At 43.3% G+C, this 23,587-nt stretch carries 14 protein-coding genes; 9 read left to right on the top strand and 5 right to left on the bottom strand.

The annotated features are described in order from the left end of the window. Nucleotides 1-8: 8 nt before the first annotated feature. From KZC02_RS08930 to KZC02_RS08910, 5 genes are all read left to right on the top strand, one after another. Nucleotides 9-3,137, top strand: coding sequence for an efflux RND transporter permease subunit (locus KZC02_RS08930; RefSeq protein ID WP_221393789.1), 3,129 nt, complete (start codon nucleotides 9-11; stop codon nucleotides 3,135-3,137). A gap of 255 nt (nucleotides 3,138-3,392) precedes the next feature. After that, nucleotides 3,393-3,770: a DoxX family protein gene (locus KZC02_RS08925; protein ID WP_221393788.1), complete on the top strand. Its 378-nt coding sequence runs from the start codon at nucleotides 3,393-3,395 to the stop codon at nucleotides 3,768-3,770. 16 nt (nucleotides 3,771-3,786) lie between these two features. Further along, complete coding sequence (locus KZC02_RS08920; RefSeq protein ID WP_221393787.1) at nucleotides 3,787-4,674, top strand: AraC family transcriptional regulator; 888 nt, start codon at nucleotides 3,787-3,789, stop codon at nucleotides 4,672-4,674. Nucleotides 4,675-4,742: 68 nt separating this feature from the next. Further along, nucleotides 4,743-5,438, top strand: a complete 696-nt coding sequence (locus KZC02_RS08915) for a hypothetical protein (protein WP_221393786.1) — start codon at nucleotides 4,743-4,745, stop codon at nucleotides 5,436-5,438. A gap of 11 nt (nucleotides 5,439-5,449) precedes the next feature. After that, nucleotides 5,450-5,677: a DUF2798 domain-containing protein gene (locus tag KZC02_RS08910; RefSeq protein ID WP_221393785.1), complete on the top strand. Its 228-nt coding sequence runs from the start codon at nucleotides 5,450-5,452 to the stop codon at nucleotides 5,675-5,677. Nucleotides 5,678-5,827: 150 nt separating this feature from the next. Here the strand turns inward: KZC02_RS08910 and KZC02_RS08905 are convergent, their stop codons facing one another. Then, complete coding sequence (locus KZC02_RS08905; RefSeq protein WP_221393784.1) at nucleotides 5,828-7,024, bottom strand: FAD-dependent monooxygenase; 1,197 nt, start codon at nucleotides 7,022-7,024, stop codon at nucleotides 5,828-5,830. Nucleotides 7,025-7,299: 275 nt separating this feature from the next. Between KZC02_RS08905 and KZC02_RS08900 the strand changes: the two genes are divergently transcribed. Then, nucleotides 7,300-8,664, top strand: coding sequence for an amidohydrolase family protein (locus KZC02_RS08900; RefSeq protein ID WP_221393783.1), 1,365 nt, complete (start codon nucleotides 7,300-7,302; stop codon nucleotides 8,662-8,664). Between the two features lie 98 nt (nucleotides 8,665-8,762). Continuing rightward, nucleotides 8,763-9,020: a winged helix-turn-helix domain-containing protein gene (locus tag KZC02_RS08895; RefSeq protein ID WP_221393782.1), complete on the top strand. Its 258-nt coding sequence runs from the start codon at nucleotides 8,763-8,765 to the stop codon at nucleotides 9,018-9,020. Nucleotides 9,021-9,495: 475 nt separating this feature from the next. On the opposite strand, the gene KZC02_RS08890 is transcribed toward KZC02_RS08895, so the two are convergent. Further along, entirely contained in the window at nucleotides 9,496-10,545 is a 1,050-nt protein-coding gene (locus KZC02_RS08890; RefSeq protein WP_221393781.1) for an alpha/beta hydrolase, read from the bottom strand. 273 nt (nucleotides 10,546-10,818) lie between these two features. Here KZC02_RS08890 and KZC02_RS08885 point away from each other — a divergent pair, with 273 nt between their 5' ends. Beyond that, a complete protein-coding gene (locus KZC02_RS08885) occupies nucleotides 10,819-11,634 on the top strand; it encodes an SDR family oxidoreductase (RefSeq protein ID WP_229254096.1) in 816 nt (271 codons plus the stop codon). A 349-nt stretch (nucleotides 11,635-11,983) separates the two neighbouring features. Next, the gene (locus tag KZC02_RS08880; protein WP_221393780.1) at nucleotides 11,984-14,395 is read left to right on the top strand and encodes a TonB-dependent receptor; all 2,412 of its coding nucleotides are present in this window, start codon (nucleotides 11,984-11,986) and stop codon (nucleotides 14,393-14,395) included. A gap of 554 nt (nucleotides 14,396-14,949) precedes the next feature. Here the strand turns inward: KZC02_RS08880 and KZC02_RS08875 are convergent. The 3 genes from KZC02_RS08875 to KZC02_RS08865 form a co-directional block, all read right to left on the bottom strand. Further along, nucleotides 14,950-18,795: a malectin domain-containing carbohydrate-binding protein gene (locus tag KZC02_RS08875; protein WP_221393779.1), complete on the bottom strand. Its 3,846-nt coding sequence runs from the start codon at nucleotides 18,793-18,795 to the stop codon at nucleotides 14,950-14,952. Between the two features lie 69 nt (nucleotides 18,796-18,864). Continuing rightward, entirely contained in the window at nucleotides 18,865-19,155 is a 291-nt protein-coding gene (locus KZC02_RS08870) for a hypothetical protein (RefSeq protein ID WP_221393778.1), read from the bottom strand. Nucleotides 19,156-19,277: 122 nt separating this feature from the next. Then, nucleotides 19,278-23,222 (bottom strand): ELWxxDGT repeat protein, encoded by a 3,945-nt coding sequence (locus tag KZC02_RS08865; RefSeq protein ID WP_221393777.1) that lies wholly within the window; start codon nucleotides 23,220-23,222, stop codon nucleotides 19,278-19,280. Nucleotides 23,223-23,587 lie beyond the last annotated feature (365 nt).

The raw sequence follows: 23,587 nt of genomic DNA, 5'->3' as shown, positions 1-23,587 counted from the left end.
AGAAACACATGTCAGTATCAGAAATAGCCGTCAAACGGCCACTATTAATCGTCGTAATATTTACTGTGCTCATTCTTTTTGGTGTACAGAGTTACTTCCTTTTGAATTACAAACTGCTTCCCAATATTGCTGTCAATGTGGTGAGTGTAAGCACTATTTATCCGGGTGCAGGCGCGGCAGAAGTTGAAAGCACGGTTACCAAAAAACTCGAAGATGCATTTGCTTCTATTGAGGGGCTTGACCAGATCACTTCAACTTCCCAGGAAGGCGTATCACAAATTACCGTAACACTGAAAGCCAGTGCGGATGTGGACAAAGCAGAACGCGATATTCAGCGTAAAGCCGACCAGGCGCAAAATGAATTACCGGATGGTATCGATAAGCCACTCGTAAACAAGATCAGTCTGGAAGAAACGCCGGTGATCCAGGCGGGTGTCACCTCAAAACTTTCACCCAGGGAATTGTATGATCTGATGGATTTGCAGGTGCGGCCGCTTTTGCAAAATCTTCAGGGAGTAGGCCAGGTCAATATCATTGGCGGTGACGAAAGGCAAATTCAGGTTAATATAGATCAGGCCAGATTAAAAGGCTATAATTTAAGTATAGACCAGATTACCCAGGCAGTTGCAAAAGGCAACCAGTCATTCCCGGCCGGACAGATTGAAACCAAAAACCAACAGTTCTCGATCCGCTATGATGCTAACGTGACTTCCTTAAACCAGATCAGAAAACTGATCGTTGCCAAAGACATGCGGGGCGGAACCATTTATCTTGAAAACGTGGCAGAAGTAGTAGACGCTACTGCCAAAACAACAGCCATCAGTCATGTAAACGGTATTCCTTCGATAGGAGTGCAGCTGATCAAACAAACGGATGCCAATGCGGTGGACGTAAGCCGGCTGGTAAAAGAAGAATTCCTTAAACTGGAAAGTCAGTATAAATCCGAGAATGTGAAGTTTCAGGTTACCAACGACCAGAGTACATATACGCTTGCATCTGCCCATGCGGTGATGGAAGATCTGGTATTGGCCATTATTATTGTCGGGCTTGTCATGCTCGCATTTTTGCACAGTGTGAGAAGTTCGATGTTTGTATTGATCGCGCTTCCATGCTCGATCATCCCGACTTTCATTGCCATGTATTTTCTTGGTTTTTCGTTGAATCTGATGACTTTGATGGCGCTTTCGCTGGTGGTCGGGATTCTGGTCGATGACTCGATTGTGGTTTTGGAGAATATTTACCGGCATTTGGAAATGGGAAAAGACAGGATGACTGCTGCGCTGGAAGGTCGTAGTGAAATCGGGTTTACAGCTCTTGCCATTACATTGGTGGACGTGGTTGTATTTCTTCCGTTATCACTTTCAGGAGGGATTATCGGTATGATCCTGCGCGAGTTTGCACTGGTTGTGGTGATATCTACGCTGATGAGTTTGTTCGTTTCCTTTACCGTAACACCGCTTTTGGCAAGCCGTTTTGGAAAAGTGGAAGTGATGGATCCCAAGACTTTGTGGGGCAAAATTAACCTGGGTTTTGAAAGTTTAATCAACCAGTTAATTGCCGGTTATGCTTATCTGCTAGAAATTGTATTACATAAAAAACGCTATCTGCTATCAGGCGTGATTGTCCTCATTGTCGGATCTTTAATGCTTGTGGGAAAAGGTTTTATCGGCGCCACATTCATGCCGTCGGGTGATCAGGGTGAGCTGGTTATCAAGCTGGAACTGGATCCGTCGGCCAGTATTTACCAAACCAATATGGCCACGCAGCAGGTTGAAGAATTGATCATGAAAAAACCGGAGGTGGTCAACGTATTTTCAAGTGTCGGATTTGTATCCGGCAGTGTTTCAGGTGCGTCTAATAACGGAAATCTGGCCGACATTACAGTTAGTTTAGTAGATAAAAAGGAAAGGAATTTTACCCCGGCGGAATTTGGGCTCAGGATGCAGAAAGAAATCAGTGCAGTCATTCCGGGCGTGAAAGTGACTACGGCTGCAACGAGCATAACGGGCCAGAGTGCCGCTCCGATCCAGGTAGCTGTAAAAGGTGTTAACCTTGAAAATGTACGTAAAGTGGCAAATCAGTATAAAGAAACGATCGCCAGCATTGCCGGGACACAGTTCGTTGAATTATCAGTCAAGAACCAGAAACAGGAAGTAGAAGTAAAACTGAACCGCGAAAAGATGACACTTCTGGGACTTGATGCAAGCCAGGTTGGTGCAGCGCTTCAAAACGCTTTCAGCGGAAATGACCAGAGCAAATTCAAGCAGTCGGGCAATGAATATGATATTAAAATCGGTTTGGATCAATACAACCGCTCGAATATCAGCAATGTGAAAAATCTGTCTTTTACCAATACAGACGGTCAAAGTTTTGTGTTGAGCCAGTTTGCAGAGGTCGGTGATGGATTGGGAGAAAGTGTTTTGCAGCGTAACAACCGTCTGAGTGCCATTACTGTAAATGCATATGTAGTAGGAAGGCCGGTTGGTTCAGTATCCGATGAAATAGCGGCGAAAGCGGCCAAAATCGAATTACCGGAAGGTGTAACCATTGAATATCTGGGAGATACCAAGAATCAGGGCGATGCATTTGGCAGCCTGGCGCTGGCATTAATTACGGCCGTATTGCTTGTGTACCTGATTATGGTAGCGCTTTACGAAAGTCTGATCTATCCGTTTGTCGTTCTGTTCTCTATTCCTGTTGCTTTAATCGGCGCATTTCTGGCACTTGCCTTGTCCATGGAAACGCTCAACGTCTTCTCGATCATCGGGGTAATTATGCTGCTCGGCCTGGTTTCTAAAAACGCCATTCTGATCGTGGATTTTACCAATGAACTGAAAGCAAAAGGACATTCGGCGCATGACGCGCTGATCGAAGCGGGCAAAGAAAGGCTCCGTCCAATCCTGATGACCACACTGGCGATGATCCTGGGTATGCTTCCAATCGCACTGGCAAGCGGAGCAGGTTCAGAAATCAAAAACGGAATGGCCTGGGTAATCATCGGCGGCCTGACAAGTTCAATGATACTGACCTTGTTTGTTGTACCATCTATGTACCTGATCATTGAGAGACTAGTTGTCCGGTTTGGGAAAAAGGAAAAACCACAGACTACCGAGGCGCTTGTGGTTTATGAGGGGTAGATATATTGTTTAAAACAAAAACATCCGGTTTGCTCGAAATAGCAGCCGGATGTTTTTTGCATTTAAATAAATTATCATTTCGACCTGCCATTATCCTGAGAGCCTATACGGGCGTGTTTAACACCAGGCTATCTATATGAGACGGAATTTAAAACACCAGTTCAGTTTGTAAGTAAATCAAAAGTTGATTGAATTGTCTGGATATTTGCTTCATTGGTCCGTTCCGTTAAGATTGATAACGGATACTTTTGTGACATGAAAAGAGATAAAATAGTTTACTGGACCGCAACGAGTTTGGTTGCATTATCGGGATTAATTGCCGGCATCATGTATTTTACTAATCCAATGATTGCAGAAGAATTTAAACGTTTGGGATTTCCTGACTATTTCAGGGTTGAATTAGGAACAGCCAAATTAATAGGTGCATTCGCCCTTATTTTGCCCATACAAGCCAACAGGTTTAAAGAATGGGCATATGCAGGATTTACGATCGTATTTATTTCTGCAGGTACAGCACATATTGTTGTGGATGGCATGTCAGCAGCGATCGGTCCGTTAATTAACTTATTGCTGTTGGTTATATCGTATGTTTACTTTAATAAATTAGCTATTTACAGGGCCATACCTGATTAGCCAATAACAGACGAGATTGAAAAAAATAAAAGGCATACCGACCTTAGCAGACGATGGATTCAAAGTCATCATGTCTTACTATGACCCAGGGGAATACGCTAAGAAAAATTTTAACGATTTTTATATTCATGGACTTTCAGATGATACCTATGAATTAAAGATGCCGCTGCCGCCACACAGGCAGAAAAACCACTCAATTATCCTGATAGCGAAAGGTTCACTTATTGCAAGCTCTGGGATAGACAATTACACCGTTGAGCAAAATTCGATAATTGCTGTTCCTGCTGGCCAGATTACAAGCCTTTCGTTTATGTCAGACGATATCGAGGGGTTTTATTTTCATTTTGCCGGTGATTATTTATCTCATACTAAAATTGATCTTTCCGATTGGTTGATCCGGCCTGTCATTAAATTCGATAATTTGGAAGCGGAGCACTTTTTGATGCTTCTCAATCGTATGAAGAAACTTAATGAAAGTGAAGCCAATGCCAATATCTTAAAACTGTATTTGGCTACTGTTCTTGCCGAAATGAAACAGTTAACTGACTTTCAAACGAGAATCAATTTCCCTGCTCATGAGCGTATTACAATAGAATTTAAAAGGCTTCTCAATCAGCATATCACTTCGCAGAAGTCGGTCATCTTTTATGCCTCCGAACTAAATGTCACACCCAATCATTTAAACAAATCGGTGAGAGCAACATTAGGTTGTTCTGCATCCGCTTTAATTGATGAAACGCTGGTTCTGGAAGCCAGAGTTTTAATGCAGCAAAGCAACCTTGCAGTCAGTGAGATCGCTTTTGAAATAGGATTTGATGATGTTTCCTATTTCGGCCGTTTTTTTAAAAAGCATACCGGGTTTACACCAACCGAATACCGAAAGATGATTGAATTGTCCGAATAGTTGCTTTGTCTGTCCTTTTAGCCAAAAGCCTGATCAGGTATCTTTACTGACACATAAAATCAGAAAGATTGAAGCTTAAACAACTAGTATTCATTGCCTTGATCCTGGGATCAGAGCCTTCTGTCGCCCAGACAACGGACAGTTTACAAACCGGAGATGTTCCCATAGGCGGGGCACCTATTCCAATTGAAATATTTGCAGGAAATAAAGCATTTACTTTCCAATTGATTGTAAGCGAACAATTTTCGCCAAAATCCAGATTTGGTTTCTTTAACGTCACCAATTTTATGGGTGATTATAAGAAGATCGGACAAACGGCAGAATTCTTTTCACAATCCATACTTACTGCCCAGGTATGGAAAGGTATTTCAGTGACGGGAGGTTTATCAGCGATTGGCTCTTCAAACTCAAATTTGATCACTGTACGGCCCACAGCAGGACTACAATACTTGTTTGCGGGCCCGGATTTCGTCATAGTCGTCCTGCCCCGGCTTGATTTGACCCAAACATATAATTTTGAGACTTTTACAGTTTTGGAGTTTAAGCCAAGGTTATCAAAAAATTGGGGGATCTATACCCGGCTTCAGGGACTTTACAATTATAACACGAAGCTGGATTTTCATGAGGTAAGCAGTATTTATCTACGACTAGGTGTATCCTTTAAAAGTGTTCAATTTGGAGTCGGTTCGAATCACGATTTTTACGGTCCGAATGCCGACAATGTGAACAACTTCGGAGTTTTTATCAAAACAGACATATTCTAAAAAACAAAAATATGAAGCTTTCAAAAATACAATCAATAATCGTTTTTACTTTACTGGTTTCTATTGCCATGTCAGGGATCATGAGTTTTGGCTTGCTCTTAACCAGGCTAGGGTGGCAGCCCAATTTTTTGAAAATTTGGTTCTGGGATTATTTTCTCGTTGAATTATGGCTGTCCATTCCAACAGGTTTTATTGTAGTTCCGTTACTTAAAAAGCTGGTTGATAGCATTTCTGAATAGAGATCAGAGATAGTTATGTTTAATCCTCCGATTTTTTTCGGAAAGAACTTGCAATTTTAGGATACTAATATTAGAGGAAACTGAATAGCCGTGTCCTGCAACTGTCCTTTGATTTTTAATTCATCCGGAAAATTTTTACATAGACTTTTATTAATTGGTTGCCATTTCATAATCCGGCAATTCAATTTCCTTTTCGGGTTCTTTATTTTTGCTGCTGAAAAGATTCATGATATTTTTAACGGGTTTACTGCCAACAAAGGAAAAAAGCCCGTTCAAGATAGCTACGCCGATTTTCGAGGTTGGATACACAATTCCGGGTACACCAGGTGGTAATTTCTGAGCCGATTCCGCATAAGGACGCATCCGGTTTTCGTAGTTCAAAAATGCCTTCTCATGGTCGTTTGTTTTGGAGAGTTCACCAGCCAGAATGTATGCCCCGGATACAGATAGATCCACGCCTTTTCCGGCAATCGGTGTGACGCACCAGGCGGCATCTCCGGTTAGACAAACTCTGCCATTACTCCATTTCGGAGCTTTTACCTGGCTAACCCTTTCAAAATAAAGATCTTCCGAATCCTGAATTTCTTTAACAAGTCTTGCAGCTTCCCATCCGACGTCTTTTATTTTTTCAATCAGGATATTTTTCTTTTCATTATTGGAAAGTTTCTCGTATCCCATTTCAGGTGAAAGAAAGGTAACAGAAGCTCGCGTCTGTCCATTATTATCTGGTCTTAAAACGAATACGATACCGCCGGCTGCATTACACCAGCGTGCCCAGCGGCTATCACTTTCTGCCTTTTTAATAGTTAAATAGGCGGTATACACACCCAGATATTTGAATTTAATTTCATCTCCAAAGACAAGTTTCCTTGTTTGGGATCCAATACCTTCGGCGGATATGACCAGGTCAAATACCTCTGTTTTTCCGCTAGAATAAGTCACAGTTACATTATCCGGATGTTGATCCAGGGCAGTGATGTAATCCCCGAAAATGTACTGCACATTGTCCTTTATTTTTTTATACAAAATCTGTACTAAATCTCCACGCAGTATTTCCAGTTCCTGTGTCATACTCAGCGAACTACCAATTGGAAATTCAGCAATAGTTTCATTTTTTATATTTACAAAACGAAGCCCGATTTCAGTGGTATTTGCAGCGCGAATCTCATCTTCAAGGCCCATCTTCCTGATTATTTCCAGTGCCGGGCCTTTAACATCAATATTTTGTCCACCCAGCCGCAGTTCTGGTGCACTTTCAACCAATGTTACATGAAGACCGTAACGATGTAACCAATATGCCAGCGTTGGGCCTGCAATACTTCCGCCTGAAATCAGGATTTTCCTCATTATTTTAGTTAATATTATTTTAACTTATTGTTTTTCAGCTGATATTTTAAATAAAAAATACCGTCTGTCCACCAAATCATGCCTATTATGATCTTGATCATCAAGCGTTCTTCCTGATTTTGAAAAAACCATTCCAGTTATTGGATTTTAGCTAAACATGAAAGAAAAAAGCCATGGATTTTTAAATTTATCTGATAGTCGATATTACATTGATACCGTTTATTATTGTTAAATTTAATTTTGTCTGTTAATTTTCACTAATCTGATCATAAAATATGGTTTCTTTTCCTTCTTCATTACTTGCCCTGCTTTTATTGGTAAAATTATTTTCGAATAGTGGTGAAGATCAGAAAACACGAAATGGTATTTTATTAAAAGACGTTACTTTAATTGATGGCAATGGTGGTCCGGCTCAGCTGCACATGGACATTCTTATTCAGGGAGACAGCATTGCGGCTATCGGGAAAAGGCTGAATGCTAAAAATGTAACCATACTGAACCTGGCTGGTAAGACGGTGATGCCTGCCCTGATAAATACCCATGCGCATATTGGTGCACTAAAAGGAACATCAACTGTACCGGCCAACTACACCCGGAACAATGTATTGAGGCAATTAAAAAAATATCAGGATTATGGTTTGGGAGCCGTTTTGTCCATGGGAAGCGACCGTCCGTTTATATTTGAAACAGGTTTGTTGGATTCTGCTAAAAATGGCCGGTTACCCGGTGCACGGATGTTTTCTGCCGGTTACGGTTTTGGAGTTCCCAAAGGTGCTCCGCCGATTGAACTCGCCATGGATCAGGTTTACAGGCCGTCAAGCGCCGCTCAGGTAGCCGTTGAAATGGATAGTCTGGCCGCATTAAATCCTGAAATGGTAAAAATGTGGGTAGACGATTTTGGTGGCAGGTTCGAAAAGATGGATTCGACAATATACAAGACAGTTATTTCGGAAGCTCACAAGCATAAATTACGCGCCATCGCACATGCTTTTTATATGAAAGATGCCAAACAGCTTCTTGACAATGGAATTGATATTTTTGGACACAGTCTCCGGGAAACGGTCATTAATGATGAATTGGTTAGCCTCATGAAACAGAAAAATGTAGTTTATATTCCAACACTTTCCTTGTACGCATTTAATGTGATCTTTGCCGGTAATCCGGATTTTATTACTGATGAATTTTTTAAAACTGCTTGTGAACCAGGTGTATATGAAATGGTAACATCGGAAAAGTATAGGAGTGATGTAAAAAATGCGGCAGCTTACAAAGGAAATTTGGAAGGATTTGAAAATGCATTGAAAAACCTGAAAAAAATTTACAATGCCGGAATCCTGGTAAGTTTAGGTACAGACTCAGGCGCAACGCCAATCAGAGCACAAGGTTTTGCAGAGCATCTGGAGCTTGAATTGATGGTTAAGGCTGGCCTGACTCCTTCCCAGGTTATTCAAATCGCGACAATAAATTCGGCAAAGGTGTTAAGAATAGATAAGCAATATGGCACCCTGGCCAAAGGCAAAAAAGCAGACCTGATCGTTCTGGATGCAAACCCTTTGGATGATATCAAAAACACCAGGAAAATAAATGCAGTTTATAAATCGGGTAAACAAGTAAGTAGCGGTCCGGTTTCTAAAAATTGATTATTTAAGCTGTCTATTCATAACTCATATTACTTACAATCTTGAACAGGATTATTGATTGCGAATTATTTTCCTTAAATAAAAATAGCCTTATTCCCATGTATAAGCAACTTATCTGGTCTGTAACAAATGGTATTGAGCGAAAAGATTTTAAGAATGGAGACAGACTTCCATCGATTAATAAATTCAGCAGCCATCACCAGATATCCAGGGCTACGGTTGAAGCAGGATATCTGGAATTGGGTAAGCTGGGACTTATCTCTAAATCACACGGTAAAGGGCACTTTATTGTAGTCAAAAATCATCCTGACCATCCATTTGCGCATACTCAAATGTTTAAATCTTTATACGATTGAACTTATTAACTCACACTACACTTGTAACATTCATAAATTAAACGGCTATTCTTAAAATCATCAGAGATATTGAGTCAACTTCAAACGTTTCTTTTGATATGATTCTGACTCAAACGGCTTAGCCTTTCAAGCGATACGCTAAGATAAGAGGCGATCATGTGCAGCGGTACGCGACTATTGAATGCTGGATATGATTTGTAAAATTATCATATTTCTCTTCCGCAGTTTCACTGATATTGCTTAGAATTCTGTTCTGGCTAACATTGAAACTCTTTATTCCGGTCTCTTTATAAATATTTGAAAAGTAGATTTTTTTGCATGAATCAAAGTGAATTTTTACTTAAGATTTTATCTGATAGATATTTACAAGTGGACAAACACTTGTTTTTGGGCAAAATGGCAGGAATGGTTTGATCATTTCCAATAGGAAAGCACCTGTCCTCAATGGCAGGTGCTTTCATTATTAATACTCCGATTACTTAAGATATTGTCTCAGCTGGGCGGATGCCTGAACAAACAGGTCTTTGGTTTGTGGAATTTCAGACAGAGGGTTCAATAAACCGAAATCATGAATAACTCCGTTGTATCTTACCGTTGTAGCCTTTACACCTGCCTCTAAAAGTTTACGTCCGTACGCTTCGCCCTCATCACGAAGCACATCATTTTCAGCAACCTGGATCAAAGTCGGAGGTAAGCCTTTCAATTGTTCAAGAGACGCAAGCAATGGAGAAACGTGGATATCAGTACGTTTTGAATGATCAGGAACATACAGGTCATACAGGTATTCCATAAATGGAATCGTTAAAAAACGGTCGGCTCCAAAGGATTTGAAGGATTCGTTAGTGAAGTCTGTATCAAGAGTCGGCCACATCAGAATGGTTGTTTTAATTTCAGGGCCTTTACGTTCTTTGGCCAATAATGATACAACCGCAGCCATGTTTCCTCCTGCACTGTTGCCAATCACGGCTAATCTTTTCCCGTCAACATTTATTTCTGCACCATGTTCAGCTACCCATTTTGTTGCGGCATATACTTCATTGATCGCCTTTGGATATTGGGCTTCCGGTGTGCGGGTATATTCTACAAAAACACCGACAGCTCCCGATCCCAATACCAGATCCCTGACCATTCGCTTATGCGTAGGGTAGTCTCCCAGAATCCAGCCGCCGCCATGTACGAAAATAAATACCGGAAGCACGCCCTTAACATTTTTTGGGCGCATAATGTTCAGTTTAACAGTTTCGCCTTCGGCAGTGATCGTTTTTTCTGATTCCGTTATTTGTGAATAGTCGTAGGTTACGTTTGCCTGGGCACCTTCCAAAACTTTCCGTGCATTTTCTTTTGATAACGTTTCGATGCCCGGACCATCATGGATCGCTTTAAGAAAGCCACGCACATCCGGACTTAAATGTGTATCGGTTGCATAATCTTTTACCTGGGCATTTACTTCGGATACAACAGCAGTTGCTAAAAGTATACCGGCAACAATGGCGATGGCTTTACTACCTGATTTTTGCGTTTTCATTGTATTGTTTTGATTTTTTATGATGTCTTAATTGACAATACAAAGGTGCAGGAACGAGGCAGGGCAAGAAATGGATAAACTGCCCGAAGACATGGCGTTTTTGCCCAAAGCAAGTATTTTTGATAAACCGCTTGTTGAGAAACAGATTTCAAAATGGTTTCGGGTAAATCAATTTAATTTTGACTACAGCAATGATGGATTTGACTACAACTGTTTATTTATTGTTGCGCAACTTTGTATTAACAATAGAATAGAAACCAAAACAGAAATCAAATGCGTGTTTTTGTAACAGGGGCCACAGGTTTTGTCGGCTCCGCTGTCGTTCAGGAATTAATTAGTGCTGGCCATCAGGTATTGGGTCTTGCCCGTTCGGATGAAGGTGCCCAATCGCTTATAGCCGCTGGTGCTGAGGTTCACCGGGGAGATCTGGAAGACCTTGATAGCTTGCGAAGTGGTGCCGCCGTTTCCGACGGAGTGATCCATACCGGCTTCGTCCATGATTTTACCAGATATGAGGAAGTTTGCGAGATCGACAGGCGGGCTATCGAGGCACTTGGCGCGGAGCTGGCAGGTTCTGGCCGTCCTCTGATCATCACTTCCGGAATCGGAATGCTAAACACACCGGGCCGTTTGGGAACAGAACAGGACATTCCGCTCAGATCCAATCCAAATCCGCGCATCGCTTCGGAATATGAAGCGGAGGCTGTCGGAACCAATGGTGTACGCGTGGCGATAGTTCGCCTGCCGCCAACCGTTCACGACAAAGGCGATCACGGCTTCGTTCCCATACTGATTGGTATAGCACGTGAAAAGGGGATTTCAGTATATAAAGAGGCAGGGCTGAATCGCTGGCCGGCTGTGCACCGTTTGGACGCTGCAAAGCTTTTCAGGCTGGCGTTGGAAAAGGCTCCTGTCGGAACGGTGCGTTATCATGCAGTTGCAGAAGAAGGCCTGGAATTCCGCGAAATAGCTGGAAGCCATTGGCAAAGGCCTGAATGTCGCGGCTGTCAGCAAATCTCCGGAAGAAGCTGCCTTGCATTTTACCTGGTTCGCCCACTTTGCAAGTATGGATTGTGCTGCTTCCAGTGAGCAAACGAAGAAATTGCTGGACTGGCATCCGGTGCAGCCAACTTTAACTGAAGATCTCAATGAGGGCGACTACTTCGAAGTTTAAACTGGAAAATCAACATTTTACGGACATGTAAAACATATCTAGAAGTAAACGCGAAAGTTAAAAGCCGGGATGGGAATTATTTTTCCATCCCGGCTTTTGATTGAAATATAACGTTTGCCAGTTTTAATTCAAACGGATCTGTAACATTCCTGTGAAGAATAGAAAGAGTTGATTTATAATCATTTTCCCAATAAAAATTAACTTTATTGTTTATAATTGGTATAAATAATAATAGTTTTGCGGAGAAATTAAACTCAATCTATAATGACAAGAAAATTACTGTATCTCATAGCCTGTTTCATTTTTATCCCCTTTTCGCTTTTTGCACAGACTGGCAACATCCATGGTATTGTCAGGACATCAGACGGGCAACCCGCTGAATTTGTGAGTGTATCTGTCAAAGGCACCAGCAGAGGATCACTCACAGACAAAACCGGTAACTACCAGATCAAAGGAATTAAACCGGGAACCCATACCATAACAGCCTATTTTCTTGGGCTTGTAAAGCAGGAACAAAGCGTTGAGGTACAAGCGGGAGAATCAGCAAATGTTGAATTTACGCTTAAAGAAAATTCTGCCCAGTTACAGGAAGTTACGATCTCTACAAACAGGGAAAAAGTGAGTGTAGCAAAAATGCCATTGAAGGACCTGGAAAACCCGCAGGTTTACAGCACAATTTCATCTGAAATTATGAAGCAGCAGATCATTACCAATTATGACGATGCTATGAGAAATGTCCCGGGGATTTCCAGGACCTGGGAGTCTACAGGAAGGGGTGGGGATGGTGCTGCATACTTTGCGCTGAGAGGTTTTGAAGCACAGGCCACGCTGGTTAACGGCTTACCGGGACTAACAAGCGGAAATCTGGATCCTGCCAATATTGAAGAAATACAGGTGATCAAAGGCCCTTCCGGAACATTATTTGGCGGGAGTTTTTACGGGTATGGAGGTTTTATCAATACAATTACTAAAAAACCGCATTTTACTTTTGATGGTGAGGTAACCTACAATGTCGGGAGTTTCGGGCTTAACAGGATCACTGCGGATATCAACGCCCCGATCAGTAAAAAAGATAAAATTGCATTGCGTATCAATACAGCGTACCATACAGAAAATAGCTTTCAGGATGCAGGTTTTAAAAAGTCTTTTTTCATTGCGCCATCATTGGTTTATGAAGTAAATGACAAGCTTACATTTCATTTTATGACTGAGATTCTGCAGGAAGAAAGAGCCGTTGCGCCTATCTTCTTTCATTCCGATAGATTCAGCCCGCTGGATTTCAGAAATATTAAAGAACTGAACCTCAATAATAATCTTTCATTTACCAGCAACGACCTGACGATCAGGAATCCCCGGTTTAATCTGCAGGGACAAATGTTGTACAAATTGTCGGGGCAATGGACTTCACAAACGGTTATTTCGCGGGGATCGGTAAAGTCGGATGGTATTTATTCTTACATATGGGATGATGTTGCGGGAGACAATTATTTTAGCCAGTACTTTCATAATGAGCAGCAAACGACCAATACGACGGATATTCAGCAGAATTTCAATGGTGATTTCCAGATCGGCGGCATGAGAAACCGGCTTTTGATTGGCCTGGATTATTTCAACCGTAATGTAATCGCGGGCGGATCGGGCTGGGCCTGGGCCAGGAATGTAACACCGCAGGGAGACGAGAATTTTGTCGATCCATATTCAGGTGATACGCTGGCACCGGTTTATATGACAAAGCAATCCATCGATCAGTTGCTTGCCGGATCTGGTTCTGGCGGCAGTAATATTTCCAACAGTTCATACAGTGCTTACGCTTCCAACGTATTGAATATTACGCCAAATATTATGGCCATGGTCAGTTTAAGGGCAGATTATTTTGATTCTAAAGGAGAAAAAAGTGATCCGGAAGATGATTTTGGCCAGTTTGCATTGTCTCCCAAATTAGGACTGGTATATCAGCCAATTCCTGATAAAGTTTCACTTTTTGCCAATTATATGAATGCCTTTATCAATGTTGCCCCGGAGCAAGTGGCGGATGCTGACGGGAGTAATATACGCGTAAAATCATTTAAACCCGAACATGCCGATCAGGTAGAGTATGGTGTAAAAACAAATTTGTTCTCAAACCAGCTGCATGCAACCGTGTCTGTGTATGATATCAAAGTGAGCAACAGGGTAATGCCTGATCCGAATAATCCGAGAAATGTTATACAGGGCGGAAAAGTAGGAAGCAAAGGGTTCGAGCTTGAATTAAGTTCAAGTCCCGTTCGCGGATTGGACCTGATAGCGGGTTACAGCCACAACAAAACACAGATACTGGCTGGTGATAAGGAAGATTTTTATTCGGAGCCGGGCAGGGCACCAGGCGGACAGGGACCGCAGAATCTTGCCAACTTTTGGGCAACTTATAAGTTTATAAAAGGAAATCTGAAAAATTTCGGATTAGGATTCGGTGGAAATTATGCAAGCGAATATAAGGTAATTGATAACAGTAAAACAGGTGAATTTGACCTGCCGGCGTACACCTTGCTGAATGCAAGTATCTTCTATAATGCAGAACATTACAGATTTGCATTGAATGTAAATAACCTAGGTAATGAAAGATACTACATTGGCTACTGGTCCGTGAACCCTCAAAAACCAAGAAACGTAGCGGCAAGTTTTGCTTATAAATTCTAAGTGTAGAGTTGGAGGTTGCTTCTGTTTAAACGCAGGGTTAAGGGGAGGTATGCCGCAGAGTTGTGCTGGGAATTAGACTACTTTACAACATACTATTCGTTTGCTACTAATTAAGGAGAGGCTTATTGCGACGAAGAATCAAAGACACAAAGTTTAATATAGGAGACCTTATCACGAATTATATTGTAAGCCAGTATAGCAGTCGGCAATCGGCAATCTTAAAAAATCTCCTTCCTTGCATCAATTTGATAGCGGAATGCCGACGGCCTTTAGCAATACAAAAGAATTCGTGATAAGGTCTGGTAACGTAAACTTTGTGTCTTTGATTCTTTGTGGTATTTTCTTCTTTATCACCTCTCAATAATTGAACAAAACTATCCGTGGCACAGCTGATTCATGAAGCTTCGTAAAACCCTGATCGGGCAGTCGTGCCACGGATACACATTTAAACACTTTTATTATTAGGAATTTACTGCTATGCTATTATCGCAAAGCAACTCTGCGTCCACCGCGCCAAACTCTCTTTACTCTGCGTTTAAAAACTTCAATCCATACTACTCCGTTAACAGCAGCTTAACCCTCTCCTTAAAAGCGTTCGACTGGATTTTCAAAATATATATTCCTTTTGGTAGCGGTATAGAAGAAATATCCATGTCCACTTTGGAAGCCGGAGCGGCCGGTTGTACAGGACTAATCTGGTAAGTATTTCCTGACAAACCGATCAGCTGAAAATCTACTTTTCCCTGATGTGCTTTGGAAATTTGTATGGTAAAACGTCTTCCTGCCGGATTGGGATAAATACCCGAGACTTCCGGTTCAGTTTCTGACGAGACAATTTCCTCTTCTACACCACTTCTGGCAGCCGGTGGTGCCAGGGATGTAATAACCAGCTGAGGTTTATTGGTTGCATTTTCGCGGCTGTTAAAGTTGAGTTGCACATTCTGATTAGCCGGATTTGTTACAAAAAGACTCACTGTTTTATCTCCTGCCAGCTGGGATTTTACAAAGGCCGTTACATCGATCTCATAATATCTGGCAGTGCCGTTTACATTCACACTTCCCAACGCCGGAGCCGAGCTCACCGGTGCATTCGACCAGTTGATGCCGGTTTCCGTCCAGTCATCATTGCTGACACCGAAAGCAGAAATACCAATAGTTGCGTTACTCTGTGCATTGTAACCATACAGCCGCAGTTTGGCTGAATTTACCTGGCTGACACCGGCCAAAGGGAATTTCAGGTATGTACCGCGCTGGTAGCTGGGCAGGCTGCCTGTTTTTACTTCCAGTGTGCCGGCTGTCCCGTAGTTGGTGGCCTCATGGGGTGTGTTACGGATGTAGGCATCAGCGAGCGGTCCCAGAGTTACCTGGGTTGGCACCACTTCAATAGCAGCGATAATGGGGTTGTCGGCTGCACCTTTCAGAAAGTCAATATTCAGGATTCCATCTGTAACCGTCACGGGAAAAGTTTCTGTTCCGGCACGCATGGCACCACCTGCATTGACAAAAATATCATAGTTGGTCAGCTTTCTGGCACCTTCGATATTGACATGGAACTGCCTTCTTGCCGTGCCGGTTGTACCACTCCTTGAAGGGATGCCCCAATATATTTCTGCAAAATGCAGCACCACATTGTACGTGCCATTAGTAACGGGCACATTGTAGCTGAACGAGGAACCGAAGCGCTGTTCTTTGTAAAGCTGATCGTCGGCCGTAGCCGTTATATCCCCTGCAATCGCATTGGAAACCTGGGTGGTACCCGTAAAATACTGATCGGCACTGAAAGCCCGGCTGCCCGAAGCTGTGAAAGCCGCACCACCTGAATTGATGCGCAGGGAAACAGGCCCGGCAGGAACCGGTGAGATCTTATAAAGTTCGTAGCCATACTGCCCCGTATTGGCGCTTATCAGTAAAGTTTTGTTTATCGTTTTCATGGCTATTACGCCTGTATTGCCGTCCGGAGTGAGGTCTTCCAGTATGCGGGTACCTTCGGATGTGCCGTCGCTCCGCCAGATTTCGCGTCCTGTGGCAGGTTCATAATAATCAAAGTAAAACACGCCATCCAGGCTCTCAGTATGCTGCGTGAAATAACGGACATCTTTTTGCGGCGCCTGTGTAAGCCTGTGCGTCCCGGCAACGGTTCCGTCACTTACCCAAACCTGATCGCCGAGAGCAGGATCGGTATGAATGAAGAAAAGCTTACCATTTACGTTGGTTTGTAAGCGAAAAGGAGCTAATGAGCTGCCCAGATCCGGGTCAGGATTCAGATCAATATCCAGGACGGCCAGCTGAAAGGTTCCATTGACCGTCCCGTCCGTTCTCCAGAGGGACTTTTTACCATCCTCGGTGGTTATTGATGTTATATAAAATAATCCGCCTGCTTCGAAAAGGCTTGCCGGGGAAAATGGAAGACTGGCCACAGTTCCTGTTCCTGCCGTTGTTCCATCTGTTTTGATAAGTTTAGTGCCCGTACTACTGCTAAAAAGTCCATACAGATTGTCATCAGACACTTTAAGCAAACTGCCAAGTGGTGCGCCCGCCGAAACAAATTCCGGTGCTATTTGTGTACCTGTCCCGGTTCCATTGCTTTTCCAGATCTTATTACCATTGGATTGATCGTTCATACCAAAATACAACTGCCCTTTGAATGCGATTGGTTTAAAGCTTTGGCCGCTAACACTGTTAAATGCCCTGATAAAACTGGTTACGACGGGTGTTCCTTCGCTTTTCCATAATTCCATACGGCCACTATAATAAAAAAGTATGAAATATAAGGTGTTGCCTACGGCGGTCAGTGAATAGATCTGCTTGACACCAAACTTCGGATCTGATAAGTCCGCCACCAGAACAGCGTCACCTGTTGTTCCGCTGGTTCTCCATATCCTGTCTACGTTCCGATCATTACTTTCCGTATAATAGACGAATCCATCAGTAGCGGCGATTTGGATTGATATATCACTCATTTTCTGTACTTCTACGGTTCCTTCCCGTGATCCATCAGATTTCCATAAACCGTAGGAGCCATATGAGGGGTTTGCAGTAAAGTACAATGTTCCGTTTGCATCTGTAAAATTGTAAGGAAGTGATTCACTGGTTGTAATATCGGTGATTCGCTGTGGGGCTGCCGTGGTCAGATCAGTACGGAAAAGTCCGCCACCCGTTGCAGGGCTTCCGGTAAAAAGTACATGACTCCCCAACAGAACGGGATTGCCGCCCGGAAAATCGGCCAGTACTACTGTCCCCGTGGCAGTGCCATTTGTTTTCCAGAGTTTCCCATCCGAGTAGCCGCCCTCAAATACCAGATTATCGCCGGCAACGATAATACTTTCGATTTCATAAACATAACTGGTTGCGTTCAGGTTAGTCACCTGCACCGTTCCTGCCGCCGTTCCGTCACTCTTCCAGATTTCATTATAAATGCCTGTACTGGCAGAAAAAAAGAGGGTTCCATTCAGATTGGTGAGATGATCAGGACGGGAACCTGATCTGGTATCACCCGGATTAATATCCTTTACCAGAACAGTTCCGTCGACTGACCCGTCCGTTTTCCAAAGCTCCAGACCATAAAATCCATCATTAGCAGCAAAGTAAACATTTGTTCCAATGGCAAATGGATTTCCCATATTTGTAAGGCCGCTTGTGAGCGTTGTGATGCTGGTCCCGTTTGTTTTGTAAAGCACATCAAAGCTGGCGAAATACATGTCTTTCCCTGCAGCAGTTGGCTGGAAAGAATCACCAATAAAGCTCGCGCCTGCTTTGGTGCCTGCCGCCGTACCGTCGCTGCTCCAGATATTTGCAACGTCTCCTTCATTTATACCTGATCGGTAAAGAAAATAGAGTTTGCCTTTGAAGTTATAAAAATCCTGTATCCTCGAACCGTTCTCTCTCGCTCCAAGGTCTTTGAGAAGTGCAGTTCCCGCAATGGTGCCATCTGTTTTCCAAAGCTGGTTCCGCTGATAATCCTGTGAACCCGAAAAATAAATCGTGCCGTTGATTTCCAGTATGGCAGACTCGTCATAAAACGAAAGCGAGAGCCGGTGGAAGGGGATCGTTCCTTCTTTTGTTCCGTCACTGCGGAACAACCACCAGCTGTTGTTGTACCAGGTCTTGTAAAAAGCGTAACCATTGGCACTAACCAGTCCTCTGGGTTCGTCTTCACCATTACTGATATCTGTCAGGCGTACTGTCCCGGCTTTTGTACCATCAGTTACAAAGAGCTGGTTATCATATCCTTGCTGATAAGACAGGAAAAAGAGTTTTCCATTGGCTACAACGCGATTTTCAATATTAAAGCCGATAGAACCCGGTGTTGTATTAATATCTTTGACAAGTTGGATCTCCTGTGCTTTCGCAGCTACATTTATCAGCACGCAGAATGAAAAAAGAAGTAATTTTTTGATCATAAAGAAGTAGTATAAGTTAAGTTAAAATACACCTGGTTCATTTGTCTGTACCAGATTCATGTTATAACTCTATGGTGCTTCCCGACTGTCCACTATAGCATTGGGAAGTTCTTTTTCAAGCGACTCCCGGTATTTGATACAGCCGCGCATGAATTGTGGCCAGGGAGGCACTGCTACATCAGGAAGTGTCTGTTCAGGCATTAGCCCCCAAAGTTTGGGATGGTGCCAGCACAATTCATGGCCGGAATTATCCCGGTGCTCACGGATGCCTGCCCTAAGTTTCTTAATCTCATGAATTAACCACTCCGGGCTTTTATTGTCCAGATCGGTATCCAGTGTAGAATTGTTTCCAGTGTCCATATTTTTATCAATTATTTAAACGTGGAGTGAAGGAGAGTTTGGCGCGGAGTTTCGCCGGGATTTTAAACTAAAACTCTGCGGAAAACTCCCTTCAACTCTGCGTTTAAAAACTTCAATCCATACTACTCCGTTAACAGCAGCTTAACCCTCTCCTTAAAAGCGTTCGACTGGATTTTCAAAATATATATTCCCTTTGGTAATTGCATGGAAGAAATATCCATGTCTACTTTGGAAGCCGGAGTGGCCGGTTGTACAGGACTAATCTGATAAGTATTTCCTGACAAACTGATCAGCTGAAAATCTACTTTTCCCTGATGTGCTTTGGAAATATGTACCGTAAAACGTTTACCGGCCGGATTGGGATAAATACCTGAGACTTCCTGCTTATAATCTGCTACTACAGCATCCTCATCCGATCCGCTTCTGGCGGCAGGAGGTGCCAATGATTCAATGACCAGCTGCGGCGGGTAAGCTTCATTCTCCCTGCTGTAAAAGCTCAGTTGTACATTCTGGTTAGCTGGGTTTGTAATATACAAACTCACTATTTTATCCGTTGCCAGCTGGGATTTTACAAAGGCCGTTACATCGATCTCATAATATCTGGCAGTGCCGTTCACATTCACACTTCCCAATGCCGGAGCCGAGCTCAGCGGGGCATTCGACCAGTTGATGCCGGTTTCCGTCCAGTCATCATTGCTGACACCGAAAGCAGAAATACCAATAGTTGCGTTGCTCTGTGCATTGTAACCATACAGCCGCAGTTTGGCTGAATTTACCTGGCTGACACCGGCCAAAGGGAATTTCAGGTATGTACCGCGCTGGTAGCTGGGCAGGCTGCCGGTCTTGACTTCCAGTATGCCGGCTGTCCCGTAGTTGGTGGCCTCATGGGGCGTATTGCGGATATAAGCATCAGCCAGCGGTCCCAGAGTTACCTGCGTTGGCACCACTTCAATAGCAGCGATAATGGGGTTGTCGGCTGCACCTTTCAGAAAGTCAATATTCAGGATTCCGTCTGTTACCGTTACGGGAAAAGTTTCTGTTCCGGCACGCATGGCACCACCTGCTTTGACAAAAATATCATAGTTGGTCAGCTTTCTGGCACCTTCCATATTGACATGGAACTGCCTTCTTGCCGTACCCGTTGTACCGCTCCTGGAAGGGATACCCCAATATATTTCCGCAAAATGCAGCACCACATTGTACGTGCCATTAGTAACGGGCACATTGTAGCTGAACGAGGAACCGAAGCGCTGTTCTTTGTAAAGCTGGTCGTCGGCCGTAGCCGTTATATCACCCGCAATCGCATTGGAAACCTGGGTGGTACCGGTAAAATACTGATCGGCACTGAAAGCCCGGCTGCCCGAAGCTGTGAAAGCCGCACCGCCGGAATTGATGCGCAGGGAAGGTGCAGCGATGGCGGGTTCAAACTTATAAAGTTCATAGCCGGTTGATTCGGTAAAAGCACTCATCATCAGTATATTGTTAAGCCTTTTCATGTCTCTGATACCTGTATTGCCATTCGGGGTAAAGTCTTCCAGCACGTGAGTACCCTCAGGTGTGCCATCGCTTTGCCAGATTTCACCTCCTGTGGCAGGTTCATAATAATCAAAATACAGGAGTCCGCCCAGGCTCTCTGTATGCCTCGTAAAAAATGGGATCCTGCTTTGTTTTGCCTGTGTGATCCTGCGTGTTCCGGCCACAGTGCCATCACTTACCCACAACTGGTCGCCGAGGGCTGTGTTGGTATTCATAAAAAACAGCTTGCCGTTTACATCAGTCTGCAGGCGGAAAGGATCTGCCGGCCTGCCCAGTTCAGTGTTGTAATTGAGTTTAACGTCCAGAGAAGTCAGCTGAAAGGTTCCGTTGACAGTCCCGTCCGTTCTCCATAGTAACTTTTTTTCATCCGCCAAGGTTGCTGATGTCATGTAAACCAATCCGCCTGCCCCAAAAAGGCTGGCCGGAGAAAAAGGCAGACTGGCTGCGGTCGTCGTTCCTGCCAGTGTTCCATTTGATTTAATGAGTTTAGTACCGGTACCGCTGTCGAAAAATCCATACAGATTGTCGCCTATCACACTGAAGGTCGTGCCTTCGCTACTGGTGATCAATGAACCGCTGGAAGCAAATTCCGGCGCTAATTGTGTTCCTGACCCTGTGCCATTGCTTTTCCAGATTTTATAGCCGTTTTGATAAATAGCAAAATATAGCTGCCCTTTAAATGCGATTGGTACAAAGGGCAGGTCATCAGAAGTGGCAAAAGCCCTGATAAAACTGGTCGTCGCAGACGTTCCTTCGCTTTTCCATAATTCCTGCCTGCCAGAGGTTTGAATCATGAAATATACGGTGTTGCCTATAATGGTAAACGATTTGACACCAGTTTTTATCGGGACAGGAACAGCATCCTCCATTGTTTCGTCCAATCTGAATAATGAAGTTCCAATTGTATAATAAACCTTGCCATTGGCAGCAGCGAGCTGGAATGGACGGTAACTTGTGTGCTCCACCAGCATAGTTCCTGCCGTCGTACCGTCAGATTTCCACAAACCATCTAAGCTGTCGCTTGAGAAGTCCGTTGAAAAATACAAGGTTCCATCCGCGTTTATCAGATTTTCGGGATATGAGTTTTCATTGACTATCCTGGTGATTCGCCCGGTGCTTCCAGTGGTCAGATTCGTCCGGAAAAGTCCGCCCCCTGAAGATGGATTTGCATAGAAGACCACGTTGTTTCCTAACAGAACCGGGGTAAAAGCAGTAAAATTGGTCAGTAACACGGTACCTGCTGCCGTACCATCAGTCTTCCATAACCTTCCACCCTGGTATTCATCTGTAAAAACCAGGTTATTGCCCGCAGCTTCCAGATTACTGATAAAAAAAACAAAGTTATCTGCGTTCAGGTTAGTGACCTGCACAGTTCCCGCCGCCGTTCCGTCACTTTTCCAGATCTCAGTACGGACAGTAGATCGGGCTGAGAAATATAGTGTACCGTTCAGGTTAGTGAACTGTTCCGGATCAGAACTATTATTACCCGGATAAATATCCTTTATCAGCACAGTCCCCGCAACGGTCCCGTCTGTTTTCCAAAGCTCCCGTCCATGTATTCTGTCATTTGCTGTAAAAAAGATCTTCTTGCCGATAGCAATGGGACGACTAATCCTTGCCATGCCGCTAATAAGCGCCGTGATGCCTGTCCCATCCGGGTTCATACTATAGAGGTCATGCTCCTCCTCTTCTTCGCCAGTTGTAAAATAGACCTTTGTACCTATCGTGATGGGATTATTTATGTCAGTCAGGCCGCTTGTGACCGGGGTGATACTGGCCCCGTCAGTTTTATAAAGTACATCTGAGTCGGAGAAATACATATAATTCCCCGCAGTAGCCGGATTGAAAAAGCCATAGGAATTTGCACTGGCTACGTAATTTGCACCTGCTTTGGTGCCTGCCTCCGTACCATCACTGCTCCATATCGTGCTAACTGACCCGGGATTATTGTTCGACCGAATGATGAAATAGAGCTTACCATTAAAATTGTAAAAATCCTGTATCCTGTTAGATCCTCTTACACCAAGGTCTTTGACAAGCATAGTGCCGGCGGTGGTTCCATCCGTTTTCCAGAGCTGGATCCTGTCTCTGCCATCGTGGCCAGAAAAGTATATCGTTCCATCAATTTCCAGCATAGCAGACCTGTCATAAAAGGATGTTGATAGTTTTCGCAAGGGAAAAGTCCCTTCCTTTGTGCCGTCACTGCGGAAAAGATAGTAGTTGTCGTATTGCCACGACTTGTAAAAAACATACCCGTTACCCGTAGTCAGGTTGTAAGGTTCGTCCTCACCTTCATCATTATCTGTCAGGCGTAGTGTTCCTGATTCCGTTCCGTCAGTCACAAAAAGCTGGCGGCCAAATGGTGAATAGGTCAGGTAAAAGATTTTTCCATTGACAACTACGTGATCGTTAAGGGAAACACTGTTAGAACTTGGTTTTGTATTGATATCTTTAACAAGCTGGATCTGCTGCGCCATCATAGCCGTATTCATCAGCGTGCAGAACGTGAAAACAAGTAATAATTTAATCATACAGGAATAGTTTAAGTTTATTTTAAACTTTAATTAATCCTATAAATATAGATGTTTTTTAAATTGTTATTTGGTTTGAAATAAGTTTTGTGAAGTTTTTAAAAGGTTAGTATAATGATTTCATTTATAATAGGTTAAAGTGTCGATTTGGTTCTGATATTTCTCTCAAATTACTATTATGCGACCTTACTATTAGTTCCTGCCAGGATTATTGAAATACTGAATATATCCAGATTTTATATTTATAAAGTTTATGAAAATAGTCGCTGACCCGCTAGTATTTCAGGGATAGAATATACTTGTGATAGTATGAGTGAATAAATAGCGCAGGATCAGATTCCCAATAAATCAATTGTCCTTATCTC

It is taken from the genome of Dyadobacter sp. NIV53 (genome assembly GCF_019711195.1).
Taxonomy (GTDB): Bacteria; Bacteroidota; Bacteroidia; order Cytophagales; family Spirosomataceae; genus Dyadobacter.
The sequence above is the reverse complement of the archived record's forward strand: the minus strand, read 5'-3'. Positions and strand labels throughout refer to the sequence as shown.

What these genes read in the sequence shown, in the direction of transcription:
- KZC02_RS08875 (WP_221393779.1), bottom strand. Translation starts at nt 18,795, where the DNA reads ATGATCAAAAAATTACTTCTTTTTTCATTCTGCGTGCTGATAAATGTA.
- KZC02_RS08880 (WP_221393780.1), top strand. Translation starts at nt 11,984, where the DNA reads ATGACAAGAAAATTACTGTATCTCATAGCCTGTTTCATTTTTATCCCC.
- KZC02_RS08865 (WP_221393777.1), bottom strand. Translation starts at nt 23,222, where the DNA reads ATGATTAAATTATTACTTGTTTTCACGTTCTGCACGCTGATGAATACG.
- KZC02_RS08870 (WP_221393778.1), bottom strand. Translation starts at nt 19,155, where the DNA reads ATGGACACTGGAAACAATTCTACACTGGATACCGATCTGGACAATAAA.
- KZC02_RS08885 (WP_229254096.1), top strand. Translation starts at nt 10,819, where the DNA reads ATGCGTGTTTTTGTAACAGGGGCCACAGGTTTTGTCGGCTCCGCTGTC.
- KZC02_RS08925 (WP_221393788.1), top strand. Translation starts at nt 3,393, where the DNA reads ATGAAAAGAGATAAAATAGTTTACTGGACCGCAACGAGTTTGGTTGCA.
- KZC02_RS08900 (WP_221393783.1), top strand. Translation starts at nt 7,300, where the DNA reads ATGGTTTCTTTTCCTTCTTCATTACTTGCCCTGCTTTTATTGGTAAAA.
- KZC02_RS08890 (WP_221393781.1), bottom strand. Translation starts at nt 10,545, where the DNA reads ATGAAAACGCAAAAATCAGGTAGTAAAGCCATCGCCATTGTTGCCGGT.
- KZC02_RS08895 (WP_221393782.1), top strand. Translation starts at nt 8,763, where the DNA reads ATGTATAAGCAACTTATCTGGTCTGTAACAAATGGTATTGAGCGAAAA.
- KZC02_RS08905 (WP_221393784.1), bottom strand. Translation starts at nt 7,024, where the DNA reads ATGAGGAAAATCCTGATTTCAGGCGGAAGTATTGCAGGCCCAACGCTG.
- KZC02_RS08930 (WP_221393789.1), top strand. Translation starts at nt 9, where the DNA reads ATGTCAGTATCAGAAATAGCCGTCAAACGGCCACTATTAATCGTCGTA.
- KZC02_RS08910 (WP_221393785.1), top strand. Translation starts at nt 5,450, where the DNA reads ATGAAGCTTTCAAAAATACAATCAATAATCGTTTTTACTTTACTGGTT.